The sequence below is a fragment of the Paenibacillus sp. Y859 genome (assembly GCF_056786405.1).
Map to the genome: position 1 here is coordinate 84407 of NZ_JBXCIZ010000010.1, position 15470 is coordinate 99876.

The 15470-nt window shown below is 41.5% G+C and carries 15 protein-coding genes, 1 tRNA gene and 1 pseudogene; 4 read left to right on the top strand and 13 right to left on the bottom strand.

The genetic code is table 11. The annotated features are described in order from the left end of the window. Positions 1-3: 3 nt before the first annotated feature. From AC1TO8_RS18060 to AC1TO8_RS18100, 9 genes and pseudogenes are all read right to left on the bottom strand, one after another. Complete coding sequence (locus tag AC1TO8_RS18060) at positions 4-885, bottom strand: ATP-binding cassette domain-containing protein (RefSeq protein WP_482057020.1); 882 nt, start codon at positions 883-885, stop codon at positions 4-6. Then, positions 885-1763 (bottom strand): alpha-D-ribose 1-methylphosphonate 5-phosphate C-P-lyase PhnJ, encoded by an 879-nt coding sequence (locus AC1TO8_RS18065; protein ID WP_482057021.1) that lies wholly within the window; start codon positions 1761-1763, stop codon positions 885-887. Before AC1TO8_RS18065 ends, AC1TO8_RS18060 begins: the two co-directional genes overlap by 1 nt. Next, positions 1720-2877, bottom strand: a complete 1158-nt coding sequence (locus AC1TO8_RS18070; RefSeq protein WP_482057022.1) for a carbon-phosphorus lyase complex subunit PhnI — start codon at positions 2875-2877, stop codon at positions 1720-1722. The genes AC1TO8_RS18065 and AC1TO8_RS18070 overlap by 44 nt, the downstream gene beginning before the upstream one ends. Then, a complete protein-coding gene (phnH, locus tag AC1TO8_RS18075) occupies positions 2865-3515 on the bottom strand; it encodes a phosphonate C-P lyase system protein PhnH (protein ID WP_482057023.1) in 651 nt (216 codons plus the stop codon). Before phnH ends, AC1TO8_RS18070 begins: the two co-directional genes overlap by 13 nt. After that, on the bottom strand, positions 3496-3939 hold the full coding sequence (gene phnG, locus AC1TO8_RS18080) for a phosphonate C-P lyase system protein PhnG (protein WP_482057024.1): 444 nt from the start codon (positions 3937-3939) through the stop codon (positions 3496-3498). Before phnG ends, phnH begins: the two co-directional genes overlap by 20 nt. A 76-nt stretch (positions 3940-4015) precedes the next feature. Further along, positions 4016-4753 (bottom strand): GntR family transcriptional regulator, encoded by a 738-nt coding sequence (locus AC1TO8_RS18085; RefSeq protein ID WP_482057025.1) that lies wholly within the window; start codon positions 4751-4753, stop codon positions 4016-4018. 17 nt (positions 4754-4770) lie between these two features. Continuing rightward, positions 4771-5115 carry an LbetaH domain-containing protein gene (locus AC1TO8_RS18090; protein WP_482057026.1) on the bottom strand — a complete coding sequence of 115 codons (345 nt, stop codon included), beginning with the start codon at positions 5113-5115 and terminating at the stop codon, positions 4771-4773. A gap of 1709 nt (positions 5116-6824) precedes the next feature. Further along, on the bottom strand, positions 6825-7007 hold the full coding sequence (locus AC1TO8_RS18095) for a hypothetical protein (RefSeq protein ID WP_482057027.1): 183 nt from the start codon (positions 7005-7007) through the stop codon (positions 6825-6827). A gap of 188 nt (positions 7008-7195) precedes the next feature. Beyond that, a pseudogene (locus AC1TO8_RS18100) lies at positions 7196-7548 on the bottom strand (MFS transporter); the annotation flags it as partial. 108 nt (positions 7549-7656) lie between these two features. Between AC1TO8_RS18100 and AC1TO8_RS18105 the strand changes: the two are divergent. The 3 genes from AC1TO8_RS18105 to AC1TO8_RS18115 all read left to right on the top strand — a co-directional run bounded on the left by AC1TO8_RS18105 (position 7657) and on the right by AC1TO8_RS18115 (position 9734). Beyond that, positions 7657-8259: a TetR/AcrR family transcriptional regulator gene (locus AC1TO8_RS18105; RefSeq protein WP_482057028.1), complete on the top strand. Its 603-nt coding sequence runs from the start codon at positions 7657-7659 to the stop codon at positions 8257-8259. A 112-nt stretch (positions 8260-8371) separates the two neighbouring features. Then, positions 8372-9187 (top strand): SDR family NAD(P)-dependent oxidoreductase, encoded by an 816-nt coding sequence (locus AC1TO8_RS18110; RefSeq protein ID WP_482057029.1) that lies wholly within the window; start codon positions 8372-8374, stop codon positions 9185-9187. Further along, on the top strand, positions 9168-9734 hold the full coding sequence (locus AC1TO8_RS18115; RefSeq protein WP_482057030.1) for an HXXEE domain-containing protein: 567 nt from the start codon (positions 9168-9170) through the stop codon (positions 9732-9734). The genes AC1TO8_RS18110 and AC1TO8_RS18115 overlap by 20 nt, the downstream gene beginning before the upstream one ends. Before the next feature lie 78 nt (positions 9735-9812). Here the strand turns inward: AC1TO8_RS18115 and AC1TO8_RS18120 are convergent. Then, positions 9813-9883: transfer RNA gene (locus AC1TO8_RS18120), tRNA-Ala, on the bottom strand. Positions 9884-10163: 280 nt separating this feature from the next. On the opposite strand from AC1TO8_RS18120, the gene AC1TO8_RS18125 reads away from it, so the two are divergent. Beyond that, entirely contained in the window at positions 10164-10625 is a 462-nt protein-coding gene (locus AC1TO8_RS18125; RefSeq protein ID WP_482057077.1) for a CcdC family protein, read from the top strand. 255 nt (positions 10626-10880) lie between these two features. Here the strand turns inward: AC1TO8_RS18125 and AC1TO8_RS18130 are convergent, their stop codons facing one another. The 3 genes from AC1TO8_RS18130 to AC1TO8_RS18140 form a co-directional block, all read right to left on the bottom strand. Beyond that, positions 10881-12392 (bottom strand): serine/threonine protein kinase, encoded by a 1512-nt coding sequence (locus AC1TO8_RS18130; protein WP_482057031.1) that lies wholly within the window; start codon positions 12390-12392, stop codon positions 10881-10883. Between the two features lie 302 nt (positions 12393-12694). After that, positions 12695-14269, bottom strand: a complete 1575-nt coding sequence (locus tag AC1TO8_RS18135) for a hypothetical protein (protein WP_482057032.1) — start codon at positions 14267-14269, stop codon at positions 12695-12697. Between the two features lie 219 nt (positions 14270-14488). After that, positions 14489-15403: a phosphotransferase gene (locus AC1TO8_RS18140; RefSeq protein ID WP_482057078.1), complete on the bottom strand. Its 915-nt coding sequence runs from the start codon at positions 15401-15403 to the stop codon at positions 14489-14491. Between the last annotated feature and the right edge of the window lie 67 nt (positions 15404-15470).

Consider the following 15470-nt stretch of genomic DNA (forward strand, 5'->3'; position numbering starts at 1 on the left):
CACTTATAACAAGGAATGAACCAGAAGCTGGGTATAGGGATGCTGTGGATCCTCGAGAATCTGATCCGTTAGGCCATGCTCAACAATTTGTCCTTGTCTTAATACAATTGTACGATCCGACAGCATTCGGATGACGCCAAGATCATGGGAAACCACAATCATCGCTACGCCTAACTCCCGTTGAATGCTGCGAATTAAATCCAGTACCTTGGCTTGGACCGATAAATCCAAGCCCGTTGTGACTTCATCTAACAGCAGTAATGGCGGATTATTCGCTAAAGCCTTCGAGATTTGCACCCTTTGCTGCATACCCCCACTGAAATTCTTTGGCGGCTCATCCATGCGCTGCAAAGGGATTTCGACTTTATCCAGCAGCTCCGATGCGCGACTGCGAATCTTACCGACATGATAATGATCCGCTGCGATTAGCTTCTCAGCGATATTGCCTGAGCTGGAAAAGCCCATTCGCAGTCCTAAGTAAGGATTCTGATAAACCATACCCATCAGATGGTTGCGAATGTATCTTTTTTGCTGGGCTGATTCGTCAAACAAATTGGAAACCCCATCCTTAAAGGTCGAGATCGACATATGCCCACTCGTAATTTCCTGATCATAATAAAGGCATTTGACCATCGTGCTTTTGCCTGAGCCGCTTTCCCCTACTACACCTAGAATTTCTCCTGGATAAAGATCAAAGCTAAGATCGCGACAAGCCCAGACCGTTCCGCACTCTGGACAGCGACCGCCTAGTGCAGAATCTAGCAGACAGGAGGTGCAGCCTTCACCATATTTCTTAGTTAGATTGCGAACGCTTAGAAGCGGTAGATCCTCTTTACTATTGTTTACATCAGGTATACTTGCCTCTTTCAAACTCGATATCGCCATTAGGAGGTCTCCTCTTCTTGCTGCTCACTGCTTCGATTGCAGTAGTCTGTGTCTGAGCATTGGTAAATAATTTGACCCGACTCATTATCGATGACTTCATCTAAGAAGGTTGTTTCACTTCCACAAATCCGACAAGCTGAGCCAGTAAAAGATTCGACTTCAAACGGATAATCCTCAAACTGCAAGGAGACTACATTCGTATAAGGGGGAACTGCATAAAGCTTCTTCTCTCTACCCGCACCCAATAAGGTTAAATGGTCCGCTTGATGAAGCTTGGGATTATCCCATCGTGGAATTGGACTTGGTGCCATTACATAACGGTTATGCACGATAACAGGATAATCTGCACCTTGCGTTATCGCTCCCCATTTAACGATGCTTTCATAAAGCGTCAACCAAATTCCGCTATAGTCCATCTCGCCATGCTGAATTTTGGTTACTTCCTCGCTTGGCTCAACATGTCGCAAGGGTTCTGGCTCTGGAACTTGAAGCACTAAGATTTGATTAGCACGCATCCGATCCTCTGGAATCCGATGGCGCGATTGGATAATGGTTGCCTGCGTGGTATCCTCCGTTGTGACAATATGGCTGGTTTCTTCAATCAATCGCCGAATACTTACCGCATTTACACTATCATCACTGCCTTGATCAATGACTTTAACGATATCGGTTTTTCCAATTAGGGATAAGGTAAGCTGCAAGCCGCCTGTTCCCCAGCCTCTGCCAATTGGTAATTCTCTTGAGCCAAAAGGTACCTGATAGCCTGGGATTGCAACAGCTTTTAGTGTTTTTCGACGTATCTCACGCTTCGAGCCCTCATCCAAAAAAGCAAAGTTATACTCCGCTGTGTTGAACTTCATCTGTTCTATTACTTTCATCAACGGCAACCTCCTCTGAAGCTGGCTTGTTCTTCCGTGCTTGTGTCTTACGGATTTGATCCAAGTAGGTTTGGAATGTCACATAATGCGGTAATTTCAAATGGGATACAAAACCGCCTGATTCGACACTATCGATATGAGTTAATACAAATTCTTCATTCTGTGCAGGTGCTGTTCCATTGGTTTCCAAGCTTCGCTCGAGAATTGACATCGATATGGCCTTCAGCTCGTTTTGTCCAAAGGTAAGCCCATAGCCCAGCAAGAATTGTACGTTGCCTGATTCTTTGTCTTGCGTAAAGGAGTTAATCGATTCGACTTCCGTCATTAAAGCCTCGCCAATATAGATGCCTTCTCCATCCTCATCGTTGCCGAACGGATGGGGGATATGAATCGGTGTGTAGCCAACTCGCAGCTCGCCGATGGTAGGATGGACTGCGCCATAACCACGCATCGAGGAGTAAGCCAAAGCTGTCATTGCCCCGGTTTCGCCTCTAGAGAGGGTCTGTAATCTAGCAGATCTACTGCACGGAAAGGTTAGCTTCTGGCGTGTAATATCGTAGGGCTCCTCGTCATTCGAGTTTATAACATTCGCCATTAAAGCTTGCTCTCTCAGCAGGTCGGCAATTTTCTTGAAATTCATACTGCTCTCATCCCAAGGCAAATCACTTAAATATTCCTCTACAAAAGCCTGGAGATCTTCAGTGGTTTCATTTTTTAAAGAGAAGTTCAGCATGCGATGGGTGTAATCGTTAGTTGGGCCTAAGACTTGTCCGCCCGGCATATCGCGGAAGGAGGATGAAATCCGTCGAATCACTCGCATGTTCGCTGGCTCAGACACTAAAGAATAGTGATTACGCGGTAGCGTAGAACGATAAGCGCGAACCAAGAAAGCCGCTTCCGCTGGATCGCCTTCCGCTTGTTTAAGTGCAATCGCCGCATACTCAGGGGCATACATCCCGCCTTCGCCCATAATCCGATCCACTAGCAAGCGAAGCTGTTTTTCAATCATCGCGATGTTAAGAACCGCGTCTGAATCCTTAGAGCGATAAAATTTAACAAGTTGCTCTGCTTGCTGAATCGCTTCTTGACCCCCAGTCACTGCTACATATGCCATGCTCCAGTCACTCCTTTCACAAGCGTAGTTCTCGGAATGGCAATTAATTCACCCTGCTCTGTATAGAGGATAAGATCGATTCCAAGTGGGTATTCCTCCACCAACCGAGCTCTAATCTCAATCCATATAAGGGACAAGCCATTTATAGTACAGATGGTTTCCGTTTGGATTCCTGGTCCTGTTAGCTTTAGTGAGTAGCCTTGATCTTGAGTGGTAGATTCGTTTAAGCCTTGTACTCGGATGAAAACAGTTGCTGATTTCTCTGGAGAAGATAGTGTCCCTATTTTTAATTGGGATTGGATTTGGTTGATAAAGCTCAAATCTTCAGTACCCTCTACGAATACATAATCCGCAGGAACATAATCAACTAATTTGCAATAGGTCAATCGGCGAATCGTTTCCGTCCAGCCATCATGACCCTGCATATGGACAGCGAATGTAACCTCTCCATCGAGCAAAGCAAGTGCCATTGCAGCCGCAGGCTTGGAGGTTCCTTCGGGAATATCGATTCCACGGACTCTGTCTCCGAGCTCACATACCAAACCAGGTCTTGACATGGCGTGCAATATAACACGGTAAACCTCTTGTGTATCATGTACCCGATCAAAGCTTAGTTCTTTAAGATTTGGATTTGGCATGATATTCTCCCATCGTATCGAAATTAACCTTGGACTTCATAATCCGCGAGTGCTCCAGACGTTTTTCGTAGTCGATTCGTAATTCTTCTTCCACTAGCAGCTTTTCCCACTCCAATGTCTCTGGCAGATTAGCATTATAGGCATAATCGATAATCGCTAGCTGATAAGCCCGATTCGGATCTTCACCCATGATCGCTCCAAATCCATAAATCGAACCCACTGCAACCGTACATTCTGTAATCAGTATTTCGCCCATATAAAATGGATTACCTGAAACAGAATCTCGCGCTTTGTTCATCACCAGACTTTTTTCAGGCTCTCTTACAATGGTTACGGTGTCGTTCTGCAAAACCTGCAATGCGAGCTTTTCTAATAATTTCGGATCACCTTCGACTAAAATATGCGTTAAGCGTGATTTTTTCATTGGGGCCTCCTTAGAGTTTTCTTTAGAAAACGGATTAACTCGGCTTACGTTCGCAAGCCAGCATCGTAAGAATTAGCTATTCAAACTGTATAGATACACGACAAAGATCACCACGATATTTGGCTGAGGTATATTCAACTAGACGTTGGTTCTGATCCCTCATCACACTTTCGATGTGCAGCAGCGTAGTGCTGGGTGAGATTTTCAAATGAGTCGCTTCTGCTGAGTTTGGGTAGATAGCTTCAAATGTAGACCAGATCCGAGCAAGCTCCACTTGATAATCCTCTCGTAGCAAAGCATAAAGCGATGTAAATGCAGTGGACTGATCTGGGAAATGAGGGAAGTATCGCTCAGGTAACCAGGTCTCATTCCAAGCAAGCGGGATTCCATCGGCGTAACGTAGAATCTCAAGTCGGATTCCCTTTTCGTCAGGTGCCATTTTCAATAACTCCGCTATCCGTTTAGGCGGAAGGTTCACCTCGCTTTTTAAAACCTTGGCACTTGGCTTGCAACCCAGCTGTATCATTACATCCGTAAAACACATGGCTTGAGTAATCGTATATTGGATATCCATCGGCTTCTCACAGACATAATGTCCTTTGCCCTGCTGTGAGCGGATAATCCCTTTTTTATTCATAAAATCTAACGAATGTCGAATCGTATACCGATTGACTTTAAAGCGGCGACTTAAATCCGCCTCCGACGGCAACGGTCCACCAATTACATAAAGGCCATTATCAATTTCCTTTTGAAGCGTATCTGCAATAGCTAAGTAAGGAGAAACCGCTAGCTCTGGCTTATGGATTGTATGCAATTGATTACCTCCACTCATTAGCTGTATTTTTCTAAAAATAAATCCATGTTCTTCATATCCTCTATACCAGCCGCAATTGCCTCTCTAGACCAATCCCACCAAGCAATCGCTTCTAGCTTACGAACCACATCCTGCTCAGAGCCCGTATCTATCTCATAAGAACCGCTGCGATAAGTAATGTGATGCTGCGTCACTCGCCACATCGGGTGATTTCCTGGATTAATGCAGGCATGAGAAGCTATCGAGCAAAACTTGCCCATCTCCGTATAATGAATATTGACCTCGTCCATTAAATAGGTGTAATCTCCAATACTCGAATCGACAAGCAGCACTCTATGTCCAACTTCTGTCCAAGCACCCAAATAGCTGTTATATATATTCGCTGATTCATGAACTGTAGGCTGCTCTGAAAGCTTTTTAATTTCTTGAGTATCGCTTACTTGTTAATTGAAGCTTAACTTGGCGACAACATGGCTGTATTAACTTGGTGTGAAGGTAGTGTAAATATCGGTGTTAAATTTCCTTAACCAAAAGAAAACTATCCCGCTGTCGCGGCTTAGCTTGATTTAAAGCGGCGTAAAGTTTACTATCTTTTCAAAAAAACAACCGCTACTCAAAAGTGAGTAACGGTTGTTTTTAATTACCTTTTTACAAATAAAGAAGATGAAGAGTAATCCAAGATCCTAACGAAGCAACTAGAGAACTACTAAAGTGTAAACACAATAATGTTGTGTATCATACCGGTCAAGAGAAAATAGCAATCGGACTACGAAGTTATCCTCACTCATGATTTACTCCAAACGTCCATGACGATTTGTTACAACGGTCGCTCTTTAACAATCGACAATTTAGTGGTTGATACTGGCGGTGGAGACGAATACACTTTTCAAAAACACCTTGATCAGACTCAAATAGGGACGTGAATAGCTCACGTCCCCATTTCGTCCCCAACTCCTCTATTCACTCACTCAAAACCCTTATGTTAAAACTTAATATACATCTGCTAAAAAGCACCCCTCAAACCCGCATTCCACCGTTGCCCGTATGAATAAACACTTGCTACAAAAGAGTGATTTCCTCAATTTTTTACCCAACTTTTTCTATCACAACTTTATTGAAATCTGAATAATATCTTGCCACAAACACAGGTAAAGCCTAAGATTTGCAGATTCCGCTCCCTCTCCAATCTCCACAATCCCACGCCCAGCATGGCATCTCAGCCCTTCTCTCGTCTTTTTCTTCCCCACGTTAAATAGCTAACAATCTACCGTCAGAGCAGTAGATAACATAGGTAAGCGCTGGATTTAGGAAGAAATTAATCAGAGTAAATGATCGATTAAAAAACGAGAAAAATCTTGAGATAAGATTAAAAGCTGGAGGAAAGAGTCGAGCGAAAAGCAGGAGGAAATCCTGAAAATCGGTCGGCTCTACGGAATCGCATGGATCTAGGGTTGCACCGTGCTCTATTTAGCGATTTAATGGTTTTATCACGACTTTATTTGATATTTAGCACGGCTTTATTTGTAATATCACGGGTTTATTAATTCTTTACATAGTAGGGAATGAGGGTTTAGATGCAGTGTAAATTCGACTAATTACTAAGTGATTCGTGTTCATTCAAGAGGTTTACATGAAAACTAATAGTTAATTTATACACCTTTTCTTCAATAAAGTCATTCATGTAAGTCAATATCACATCGTTAAATTTTTCATCGATATTTTCGTTAAAAATAACCGTGTTATGTAGTATAAACTCCAAAGAAATCACTCCTTAATATGAATATCCATAACAGATATCTCCATTTGGATATGATTTTATACTCCCCATTCTGATTATCTCCAAATTAATAAAAAAACGAAGCTTTAATGAAAGAGCAAAAAGAATTACAAGAACAAGCACACTAAAACGCAAGTGGGGACCTGAGTTTATCACGTCCCCACTTCTAATCGAACTATCGTGTCCCGTTAGTTGAATCGGTGACTTAAAAATTACAAACCAATCAGGATACTGATCTCTGGTAATAACACCATCTCGGGAAAATACCGCTCGCTTTCAAGATCATACATTTATTCAAAATACTCTAACTAAAATAGCAATAAGAGCTATGATTCCAATCAAAATGAGTAAATTTGTCACTTGCCGCCAGAGACCAGGAGCACCTTGGGAATGAAGTTTCTTTTCGTTCACATCAAAGTTAGCTTTAGCCCCATGAGGATCTGCTGAATGAGAGAACGGTTTCTTTTCATCTAACATTATATCAACCCCTCGTCAAATATTTTGTCCACATAATTCCATATAAACCTATATGACGATATTATACCCTGTCAAGTGCTAGTACTTTCTGCACTATCCTGCCCGTTACTTAAGTAAACAAAAGAGGAGCCACAGTCAAGTAAGCCCCTGCACTATCGTGTCCCGTTAGCGTAAAGCTTACCGGGTTGTGGCCCTTCATGGAGCAGCCCAGTATAGATGGGTGCAAGACCAGACCTACCAGAATGAATCCAATCAGTAATAGCGGAGTAGGCACTGGAAGCAAGATGATAATTCCGCCTACAATGAAAACGAGCTGACCTAAGCGGATTAACACACAGTTTAGAACCTTCAGCGTTATAAAGCCAGTAATAAACCTTCACACTGTAATTCCTCCCATATTATAAAGATATCCACCAGGCTACCGTCTCAGCCGTAACATCTCTTGCACCAACCAAATAACTGGCTCCCCATAACCCTACCGTTGCTTCAACCCCACAATACAAAAAAACGTGATAAGGGTTAGTTTGACACCTCTGATGCGAAACACACCCATTCTGACCCCCTCTTGACAAAGGACTGAACATAAGACAAAATTTGAGTATATACTCAAATAAAATGATATTCGTATTCAAAGGGAGGACATATTATTTTGCCAATAAAAGAGGACAAGGAATCCAAGAAGGAGCTTATTCTTAAGGCAGCACTGAAGCTTTTCTCGCAAAAAGGCTTTCATGCTACCACGACCAAAGAAATCGCGAATGAGTGCGGCGTTGCGGAAGGACTTATTTTCTACTATTTCGGCGATAAACGGAAACTTTTACTCGATCTTGTGAACAATTTTTCTTTTGCGTTGCGAATACAGGAGGAGAAAGAAAAGCTTGCGCAACTGCCGCTGGAGGAAGCGCTCGTTCATTACGGGATGAGATACCTACATTTTCTGAAGGAAAATTTAGATTACATTATGCTTATTTGGTCTCCAGAAATGATTCAGGATGAAACGGTATCCCAAGGGGTGCTTCATCTGATCAAGAATATCGGTACAATTGGCAGTATCACACTTAACAATGGAACTTCAAGTGAGCAATGGGATGAAGGTTCTTATGAAGTTGCCATGATGTCGCTCACGTCATCTATTCTCGTATACGTTATTATCCGTTCCCGCTTTGGACACAACGTTTTCATGCTCGAAGAAGAGCCATACATTCGCCATCTTGTGCATTTGCTGTTGCATGGCCTGATCGTACAACAATAGCTAAAATATAGCTGATTGCAGTTGTCTATAATGAAACAGTCCACGGCAGCCATTCTTTTTTCCTCTAATTTAAGTGAGTACTCAATTAATTATTATTTAGGAGTGAAATGATATGGGTACATTTATCGAATCATATGGCTCATGGGCCTTAATAACTGGAGCATCCTCCGGTATTGGCGCCGAATTTGCCAAGCAACTTGCAAGTCGCGGGATGAATCTGGTATTGGTTGCACGCCGTGAAGACAAGCTGAATGAATTGGCACAGACTTTAGTTAAGGAGCATGGAGTAGAGATAAAAGTAGCCGCCGTTGACTTAACTCGGCCAGATTTTTTAACTGGGATCCTTGCTATAACAGATACGATTGAAATTGGCTTATTAGTCAATTGCGCAGGATTCAGCATCACGGGTGCATTTTTGAAGAACGATATACAGAAAGAATTGGATATGCTGCATGTCAATTGTTTAGCGCCTATTCTATTGGCCTATACGTTCGGCAAGCAAATGGCCGTTCGCAAGCGCGGAGGTATTGTTTTCGTTTCATCCAGTGTCGCTTTCAGTCCTGTGCCTTACTGGACACATTATTCCGCTACGAAAGTTCACAACGCTTATTTTGGAGAAGGTTTGTCATATGAATTGAAACATGAGGGAATCGATGTGCTAACCGTATGTCCTGGGGCAACGAAGACGGAATTTCAAGAGGTTGCAGGCATTAGTGACGTTGGAGCAATGAGTGCGTCATCCGTCGTCACAGCAGCCATACGTAACCTTGGGAAAAAATCACTTATTGTCCCAGGATGGCATAATCGATTCTTATATGCAGGCGTCAGTAAGCTTCTGCCCAAGAGGTTGAAGCTACGTTTCTTCGCCTACGTTATCCGTACAATGCAACGAAAGGAAGGCGATGATAATGTTATGGTACATAAATGAACTTATCAGCACAAAAACCTTGATATGGTTGCTGCCGATCATATTTTTCATCCATGACGGAGAAGAAATTGTGACGTTAGAGAAGTGTCTGAGGGTAAATAAGGACCATCCTTTTTTAGCTATGGGAAACCGCCTGATTAATTGGGAAAAGCGCATCATATTTCAATTTACGTTTGCGGTATTGCTGCTCGGTTCGTTTCTTAGTTTAATAACATACTTGGCTATAAAAGATTTCGACAGTAACGGCAAACTAAATATGCTGTTTGTTGGAATCGTTGCCGTGATTTTGCTGGATGGTATTAAACATGTTGGGGTGACCATTGCATTAAAAATGTACTCTCCAGGTGTCATCACAGCATCGTTACTTGAAATCCCCTATTCCACGTATACCCTTTATAGATTATTCGACGCAGCTGTGATAGATGTAGTGACGTTTCTGATAGGTACTGTTATCGCGCTACTACTCATCCTTTTCTTGGTATGGTTCGGTCTTACACTTGGAAGAATGGTTGCACCACGTCAACAAGAGTCTAAGCGTGTAATTTGACCAAATATTGAGATCATTCTTAAATGTAAACTTATCTTATAACCCTGCCATATCGTAGAGATAATATCCAAAACCATTTAGGAAAGGGGGATCAAACCCCTAACCTCTATACTGCCAGTGTAGCGCTCTGCCAGCTGAGCAATGACCCCGTGCAAATTGTCTTACTTTTTGAATAGTTTTTTCGAGTGTGTAACCAACAAGAGGTGTGCTCCAAGCTGAGCTAAGCCCCTCCTTCTAGCAACTGAGCGAACCTGTCACATCTCATACTAGTGAGTGACTATAGTAACATGGAATTGTTGACAAAGGTTACTATTTCTCTCCTAATAAAGGGCGATATTATCAGGGTGCAAACGAAAAACAAGACTTAATCGTCTAACAATAAGCGAACAAGGAGAATGAAAAGTGAACGGATTAACCATTTATGGATTCATGGTTGTGATTTTAGGGTTAGTATTTTGGAGGCGCACTAGGGCGATGTTTCGCCCGATTCAAGGGTCGGGGATCAAAATTTTGCTCCCGATACTCTATTTATTTCCGGTGATTTCTATGTTTTCACAACTTCCATTCCACTTGAAAATTCGGGAAATTGGCGTAGCATCTTTGATCGGGGTATTACTGGCAGTTCCTCTTATGTTGACTACCAACTATGAAATTCGTCAGGACGGACAGATTTATGCACAAAAAAATAAATCCTTTTTTATCGTTTTGATTGCAGTTGTGGTGATTCGATTCGTAGCAAGACAATATTTTTCTGGCATGGATCCAACAAGTCTAGGTATGCTTTTCTTTATAGTTGCTTTTAGCTATGTAGTACCTTGGAGAATTGCTTCCTTTATTAAATTTAGAAAGGTAAAACTGTTACAGGCTCTTGGCGAAGTGACTTCCTCCTAAAAATTATATTACCAGAATACGGTTGTGATTATTTTGCTAAACTGCCCGTTAGTTTAGCAAATAAAAAACGGCTGCCGAAGCAACCGCTATTCCACTATCGTGTCCCGTTAGCTTAATAACTCGGAGTACTTTTTGGCCCACGGCAGTGTATAGAAGTTCTATGCGTCCGACAACACCTAAAATTTATTAATGTTCTTGACACCCAACAGATTGAACTAAAAACACTCGGTTGGAATTTTGACCAGCTTTACTTTATTACTGACGCCACGTTCCGCTTGTATCTCTTTCTGGCATGGATGAAGGGGAAGACAATCGGTTCACTGCTCCCTGTGCGAACCAAGTCATCCATCTATCAAGAAATTCATTTTCATTGCCAATTTCGATCCGAATGAATGGCCAAGACACTTGAAATTCCGTCAATGCTCGACTAAGAGCTTTTCCGGACTCTTCACCGGGTGAGAGAGAAAATGGATTTTGGCGCCCTCTCCTATTGATTATTGGCGTAAACATATATGCGGTTTCGTACCAATGGAATACCCCTTCTTCTTCAGCGTCGCAGTACCAGAGTGAATGCCCTCTTCCCTCGTATTCATAGCTGTTTGGTGGAATTCGAACTTCAATTGAAGTATGTGCCAGCACCTGAAAGGCTGGCTTGGAATGCCCCCAATTGTTGTTATTGGTCTCTTCAACAGGCTGAACTGTTAGTGTGGAAGGTCCTAATTTGGCGGACAAACCATGTGAGTAATCCCCACCATTATCAAGGATCTGGACTTTCCGTGTCGTCCCAATCCACTTGTTTCTTATTTGTTCTATCGTTGCGCTCGGAGCATTATCACGGATTGATTGTTCTAGTTGGTTGAGAACCATAGAAAAAATTTGACTTGCGGATTTTACAATCTCTTTCTTTCGCTGATCCTCATCCTCAGTTGCTGACCGTGCTGCCATTTCACTGGCTAATTGTTGAGACTGAGCTAAATTAGCTGACTGTAGAAGTGAAGCACCTCCAGATGATGGGCGAAGGATTGGAGTAAGGCGAGCCAAGAAGTTTTCGGCTAACGGCCGTACTTCTGGAGCCTTCATCAGACATTGAGCTACTAAAGCTGTTAAAAGCGGCGGGCAACCAGTCAACGGAGGAGGATTCTGCGTTAGATGTTCTTGCCTAGGATCAATACCGAGAAACGGTCGTCGACCTGTGATTAGTTCGAAACCAATAACGCCCAACGAATACATATCCGAGGCTGCAGTAGCACGGTAATATTGCCATCTTTCCGGTGCGTTATAGGCACCCGTCCAAGAGAACTTATGAGTGTCTGCTGCAGTCGAAGCTTCTGCATACCGTGCTATCCCAAAATCGGATATACACCATTGTCCATTAAGAAGCAGGATATTCTCCGGTTTAAGATCTCTGTGAACAACCGTACCCTTAATATCAGACAATGCTGTAGCAATGTCTGATAAGACATTCACAGCTTCAGAAACAGATAAACTCCCCTTCTCATTAAGATGGTCACGTAAAGACTTTTCTCCCCGTGGCATCAAAAGAACCCAGTTATCCTCAAATTCACCGGAATCAATTATGGGGATTATGTTACGAACACCACTAAGATCTTCAAACAAAAGCTCACGATCTGCGCCAGGCGTCTTTGGAATGAGTTTAATTGCTGCTTTTACGTCACCGTTTTCATTTTTAGCTTCAAAAACTCTTCCAAAGCCACCACTTCCGAGTGAATATCCAAGTGTCCATCTTTGTTTCAGATCAATTTCCATCCTAATTTGACACCCCTGATTAATATTTTGACAGTCTCAATAACAATTAAGCTCACTATAACAGAATAACAAAAGTCTAGCAGGCTTGTCCTTCAAAAGTCTATAAATAAACCATTCGTTTAACGCATGGTTTGCGGCAGCAAGTACAATCGTGTCCCGTTAGTTGAATAATTCGACGGCATCATCATGGCAATTAAAGCTATTTATTGAGACCGACTGACAGACCCAATACTCAAATTATAAAAATGTTTAACCGTCACGCCAAAAGCAGTTTTTTTCAAATGAGCTGATTATCCAATAAATTATTTATAATATAATACTCTAATATTAGATTCTATTGGATCTTTATCTGTAGCCTCACCAGTAGTCCAATCTGCCTTAATATACTCCTCCCACCTATGTGCTTTACGAGCCTTCTCGTTTTGTCGAGCGTGATCGTCTTCGAACATTTGTCTATGCATCTCCTGCTCATACTCGGGATCAATGTATTCATGCTCAAGTTCCTCGTCATAGCTTAACCCGTACTGATTCTGTCTAAAATTATAACCCGACCCATGATAAGGAAGACCATTTTTCAGAATACCCGTAAATTCATAAAAGGAATCCCTTGTAAGTTCGAATGCCTCCCCTTCCCATGGTTTAATACCGTTTTTAATCTCCCCTTTAAAAACTAGCTTCCCGTTTTCTCTTAACTCACCATTCTTCGGGTAGTCCTTCTCCCAGATACCTGAAAAACACTTTTTTTCCTTTCGATAAGATGTACCCTCACCTTCTCTTTTACCATCCATTAGATAACCCTCGTACATCTTCTCGTCTTCGGCATTATATTTAATAACCAAACCATTAACAGGTTCATTATTCTCTATTTCAGCGTTATAGATATCTTTTTCTGCTTTAAAGTCATGGATTATTACATTAGTTATTACTGGGGGGCCTTCGTCCGACTCTGCTTTTTGAATTACAATATTGTATGCAACACTTGACGGTGATCCATAAATCCTTTCACCTCCCCGAAATTCAGCTCCGCCATATGTAAAAGAACCAACAAGAATTTTATTACCAAGAGCATCAAATAGCGTTGAAGTGCTCCCCTCTCTAAAATAGGGATACTTATCGACATCTATATTCATTACATCCCCTTCACCGTCAAATTTGATCAAATCCTCTTTAATTTTATTCGAGGGAAAAGTAGCTTTGTGAACCTTTCGGATAATAACAAGGAGTTTCAGTGACATCTTACTCTCTGTACTTAACCAATGTGAATATTGAATTATTATTTGCATTGGTACTCCCTCTACAAGATACTTCTCAGAAAGCTTTTTCACATGTTTTGTTATTTCGACTGGTTCCTTATGTATTTCAAGAATAGATTGTAAGGTCAGAAACTCCTCATAAAACCGAAAAAGATATTTCATTTCTTGCTCTGAGAGTTCATTCCTGAGGGAAGCAACATTCTTCATCCAATCAGTACTTAGGTATAGTCGAGATGGATTCGGTTCCTTATTACTTATAACCAAACTTTTATATAAATCAACTAGATTAGTAATTTGTCGTTGAACATCATAGTATACAATTAATGCGTGCTCTTGAATAACTGTTTGATCCCTTTGAATTTCTAACTTCTCCGACCTTTCTGTGACTTTTAAAGTACTATCACTTACTTTCCAAATTAAATAGCTAAAAACAATCGTACTAATTAATGAATAGATGCCGAGCAAAGAGGAGATTACCAAAAATAACGAAGCTACAGCGTCTTTTGTTCTGTTGGGTTGACCACGAAAGCTGTACATCGCTTTAACAGCCTCAGTTAAGTCACCAAAAATTAAATAGGCAACAACTATTGTAACTATAGCTGGCACAGCTATTCCTAATAGCAAAGCAATCCATAACAGTCGATTTGATTTCATTTTATTTCTCCTTCACATGATTACTAAGTCCTAACAATGAAGATGTTTAATTATGATAGCCTCTTTCCAATATGCATTGATCATTATTGTAAACTGCCCGTTACTTCAATAGAAAAGAGGAGCAGATACCTCGGCAGGTCTACTCCTTATTTGTTTAACTCTCGTGTCCCGTTAGCTGAATGACATTTATTAATCAGCGAGAGCACGTTTTATGATCGCTTTTGCTTCAGCAACCAACTTTTCATCTTTATAATCAATTGCCTGCATCATGATCAAAATGGGAATGTATATGGCTATCAATCGAGCTAATATCTTCGTTTCTTCATCGACATCCCCATATTCTTTGAAAAAGTCTGAACGCGCATCGGGAGGCAAAAAGCTATACGCGACATTCAAGTCGCAAGCAGGATGTCCGATATTGATATCCCCCCAGTCGATAATCCCTGAAACTATTCCATTCTCGTCTACCAGCATATTTTTAAAATGAAGGTCTCCATGGAGGAATACGTTTTTGGGTTTCACTTTTTCAATTCCAAGCTGTTCCAAATAGTTCGATATTTCACGATACTCTTCTTCACTAAAATGAAGGGCAAGGTCGGAAATGAATTTATGCAACTTTTCTTTACGCATTGCAATATCAATCAAATTTCTATGGTCATGTTGAACTCCATTTTCTTGGGCAATTTGCACAGGGAATGCATGTAAGCTTTTTAAAAATTGCGCGAGCGTTGTTGCTGATAACGCACGTTGCTTATCAGTTAATCCGATTGGAAACTCTCCTGATAAATAGGGGTAGCCTAGGAAAGGTGCAGGATAATTATAATCCCCTTCCCCAAAAAATAGCGGTAACGAATATGCAATGGAACAATAATCTTTAAGCTTAGGTAGTATCTTTCCTTCCATCCTTAAACAATTAATTGCAACTTCTCTTCTTGGAAAGCGAAATACATATTCGGCCCCGACAAGAAAAACAGTATTATCCCAGCCGTATCCTAGTTGTTGTACGCTTTGTGAAACTAACTGCGGAAACTGACTGCTTATTAATTTATGAGCCAATTCTTCTGATACTTCCCATTCCGCATCCCATTGATTCGTACTTCCCATACCCATTTATCGACTCCCTCACGAAAATAGAAAATAGGCTCGACTAGCCTGTTCCATTTACAACATC

What these genes read in the sequence shown, in the direction of transcription:
- AC1TO8_RS18115 (WP_482057030.1), top strand. Translation starts at nt 9,168, where the DNA reads ATGTTATGGTACATAAATGAACTTATCAGCACAAAAACCTTGATATGG.
- AC1TO8_RS18060 (WP_482057020.1), bottom strand. Translation starts at nt 885, where the DNA reads ATGGCGATATCGAGTTTGAAAGAGGCAAGTATACCTGATGTAAACAAT.
- AC1TO8_RS18065 (WP_482057021.1), bottom strand. Translation starts at nt 1,763, where the DNA reads ATGAAAGTAATAGAACAGATGAAGTTCAACACAGCGGAGTATAACTTT.
- AC1TO8_RS18070 (WP_482057022.1), bottom strand. Translation starts at nt 2,877, where the DNA reads ATGGCATATGTAGCAGTGACTGGGGGTCAAGAAGCGATTCAGCAAGCA.
- AC1TO8_RS18095 (WP_482057027.1), bottom strand. Translation starts at nt 7,007, where the DNA reads ATGTTAGATGAAAAGAAACCGTTCTCTCATTCAGCAGATCCTCATGGG.
- phnG (WP_482057024.1), bottom strand. Translation starts at nt 3,939, where the DNA reads ATGAAAAAATCACGCTTAACGCATATTTTAGTCGAAGGTGATCCGAAA.
- AC1TO8_RS18110 (WP_482057029.1), top strand. Translation starts at nt 8,372, where the DNA reads ATGGGTACATTTATCGAATCATATGGCTCATGGGCCTTAATAACTGGA.
- AC1TO8_RS18125 (WP_482057077.1), top strand. Translation starts at nt 10,164, where the DNA reads ATGGTTGTGATTTTAGGGTTAGTATTTTGGAGGCGCACTAGGGCGATG.
- AC1TO8_RS18130 (WP_482057031.1), bottom strand. Translation starts at nt 12,392, where the DNA reads ATGGAAATTGATCTGAAACAAAGATGGACACTTGGATATTCACTCGGA.
- AC1TO8_RS18140 (WP_482057078.1), bottom strand. Translation starts at nt 15,403, where the DNA reads ATGGGAAGTACGAATCAATGGGATGCGGAATGGGAAGTATCAGAAGAA.
- phnH (WP_482057023.1), bottom strand. Translation starts at nt 3,515, where the DNA reads ATGCCAAATCCAAATCTTAAAGAACTAAGCTTTGATCGGGTACATGAT.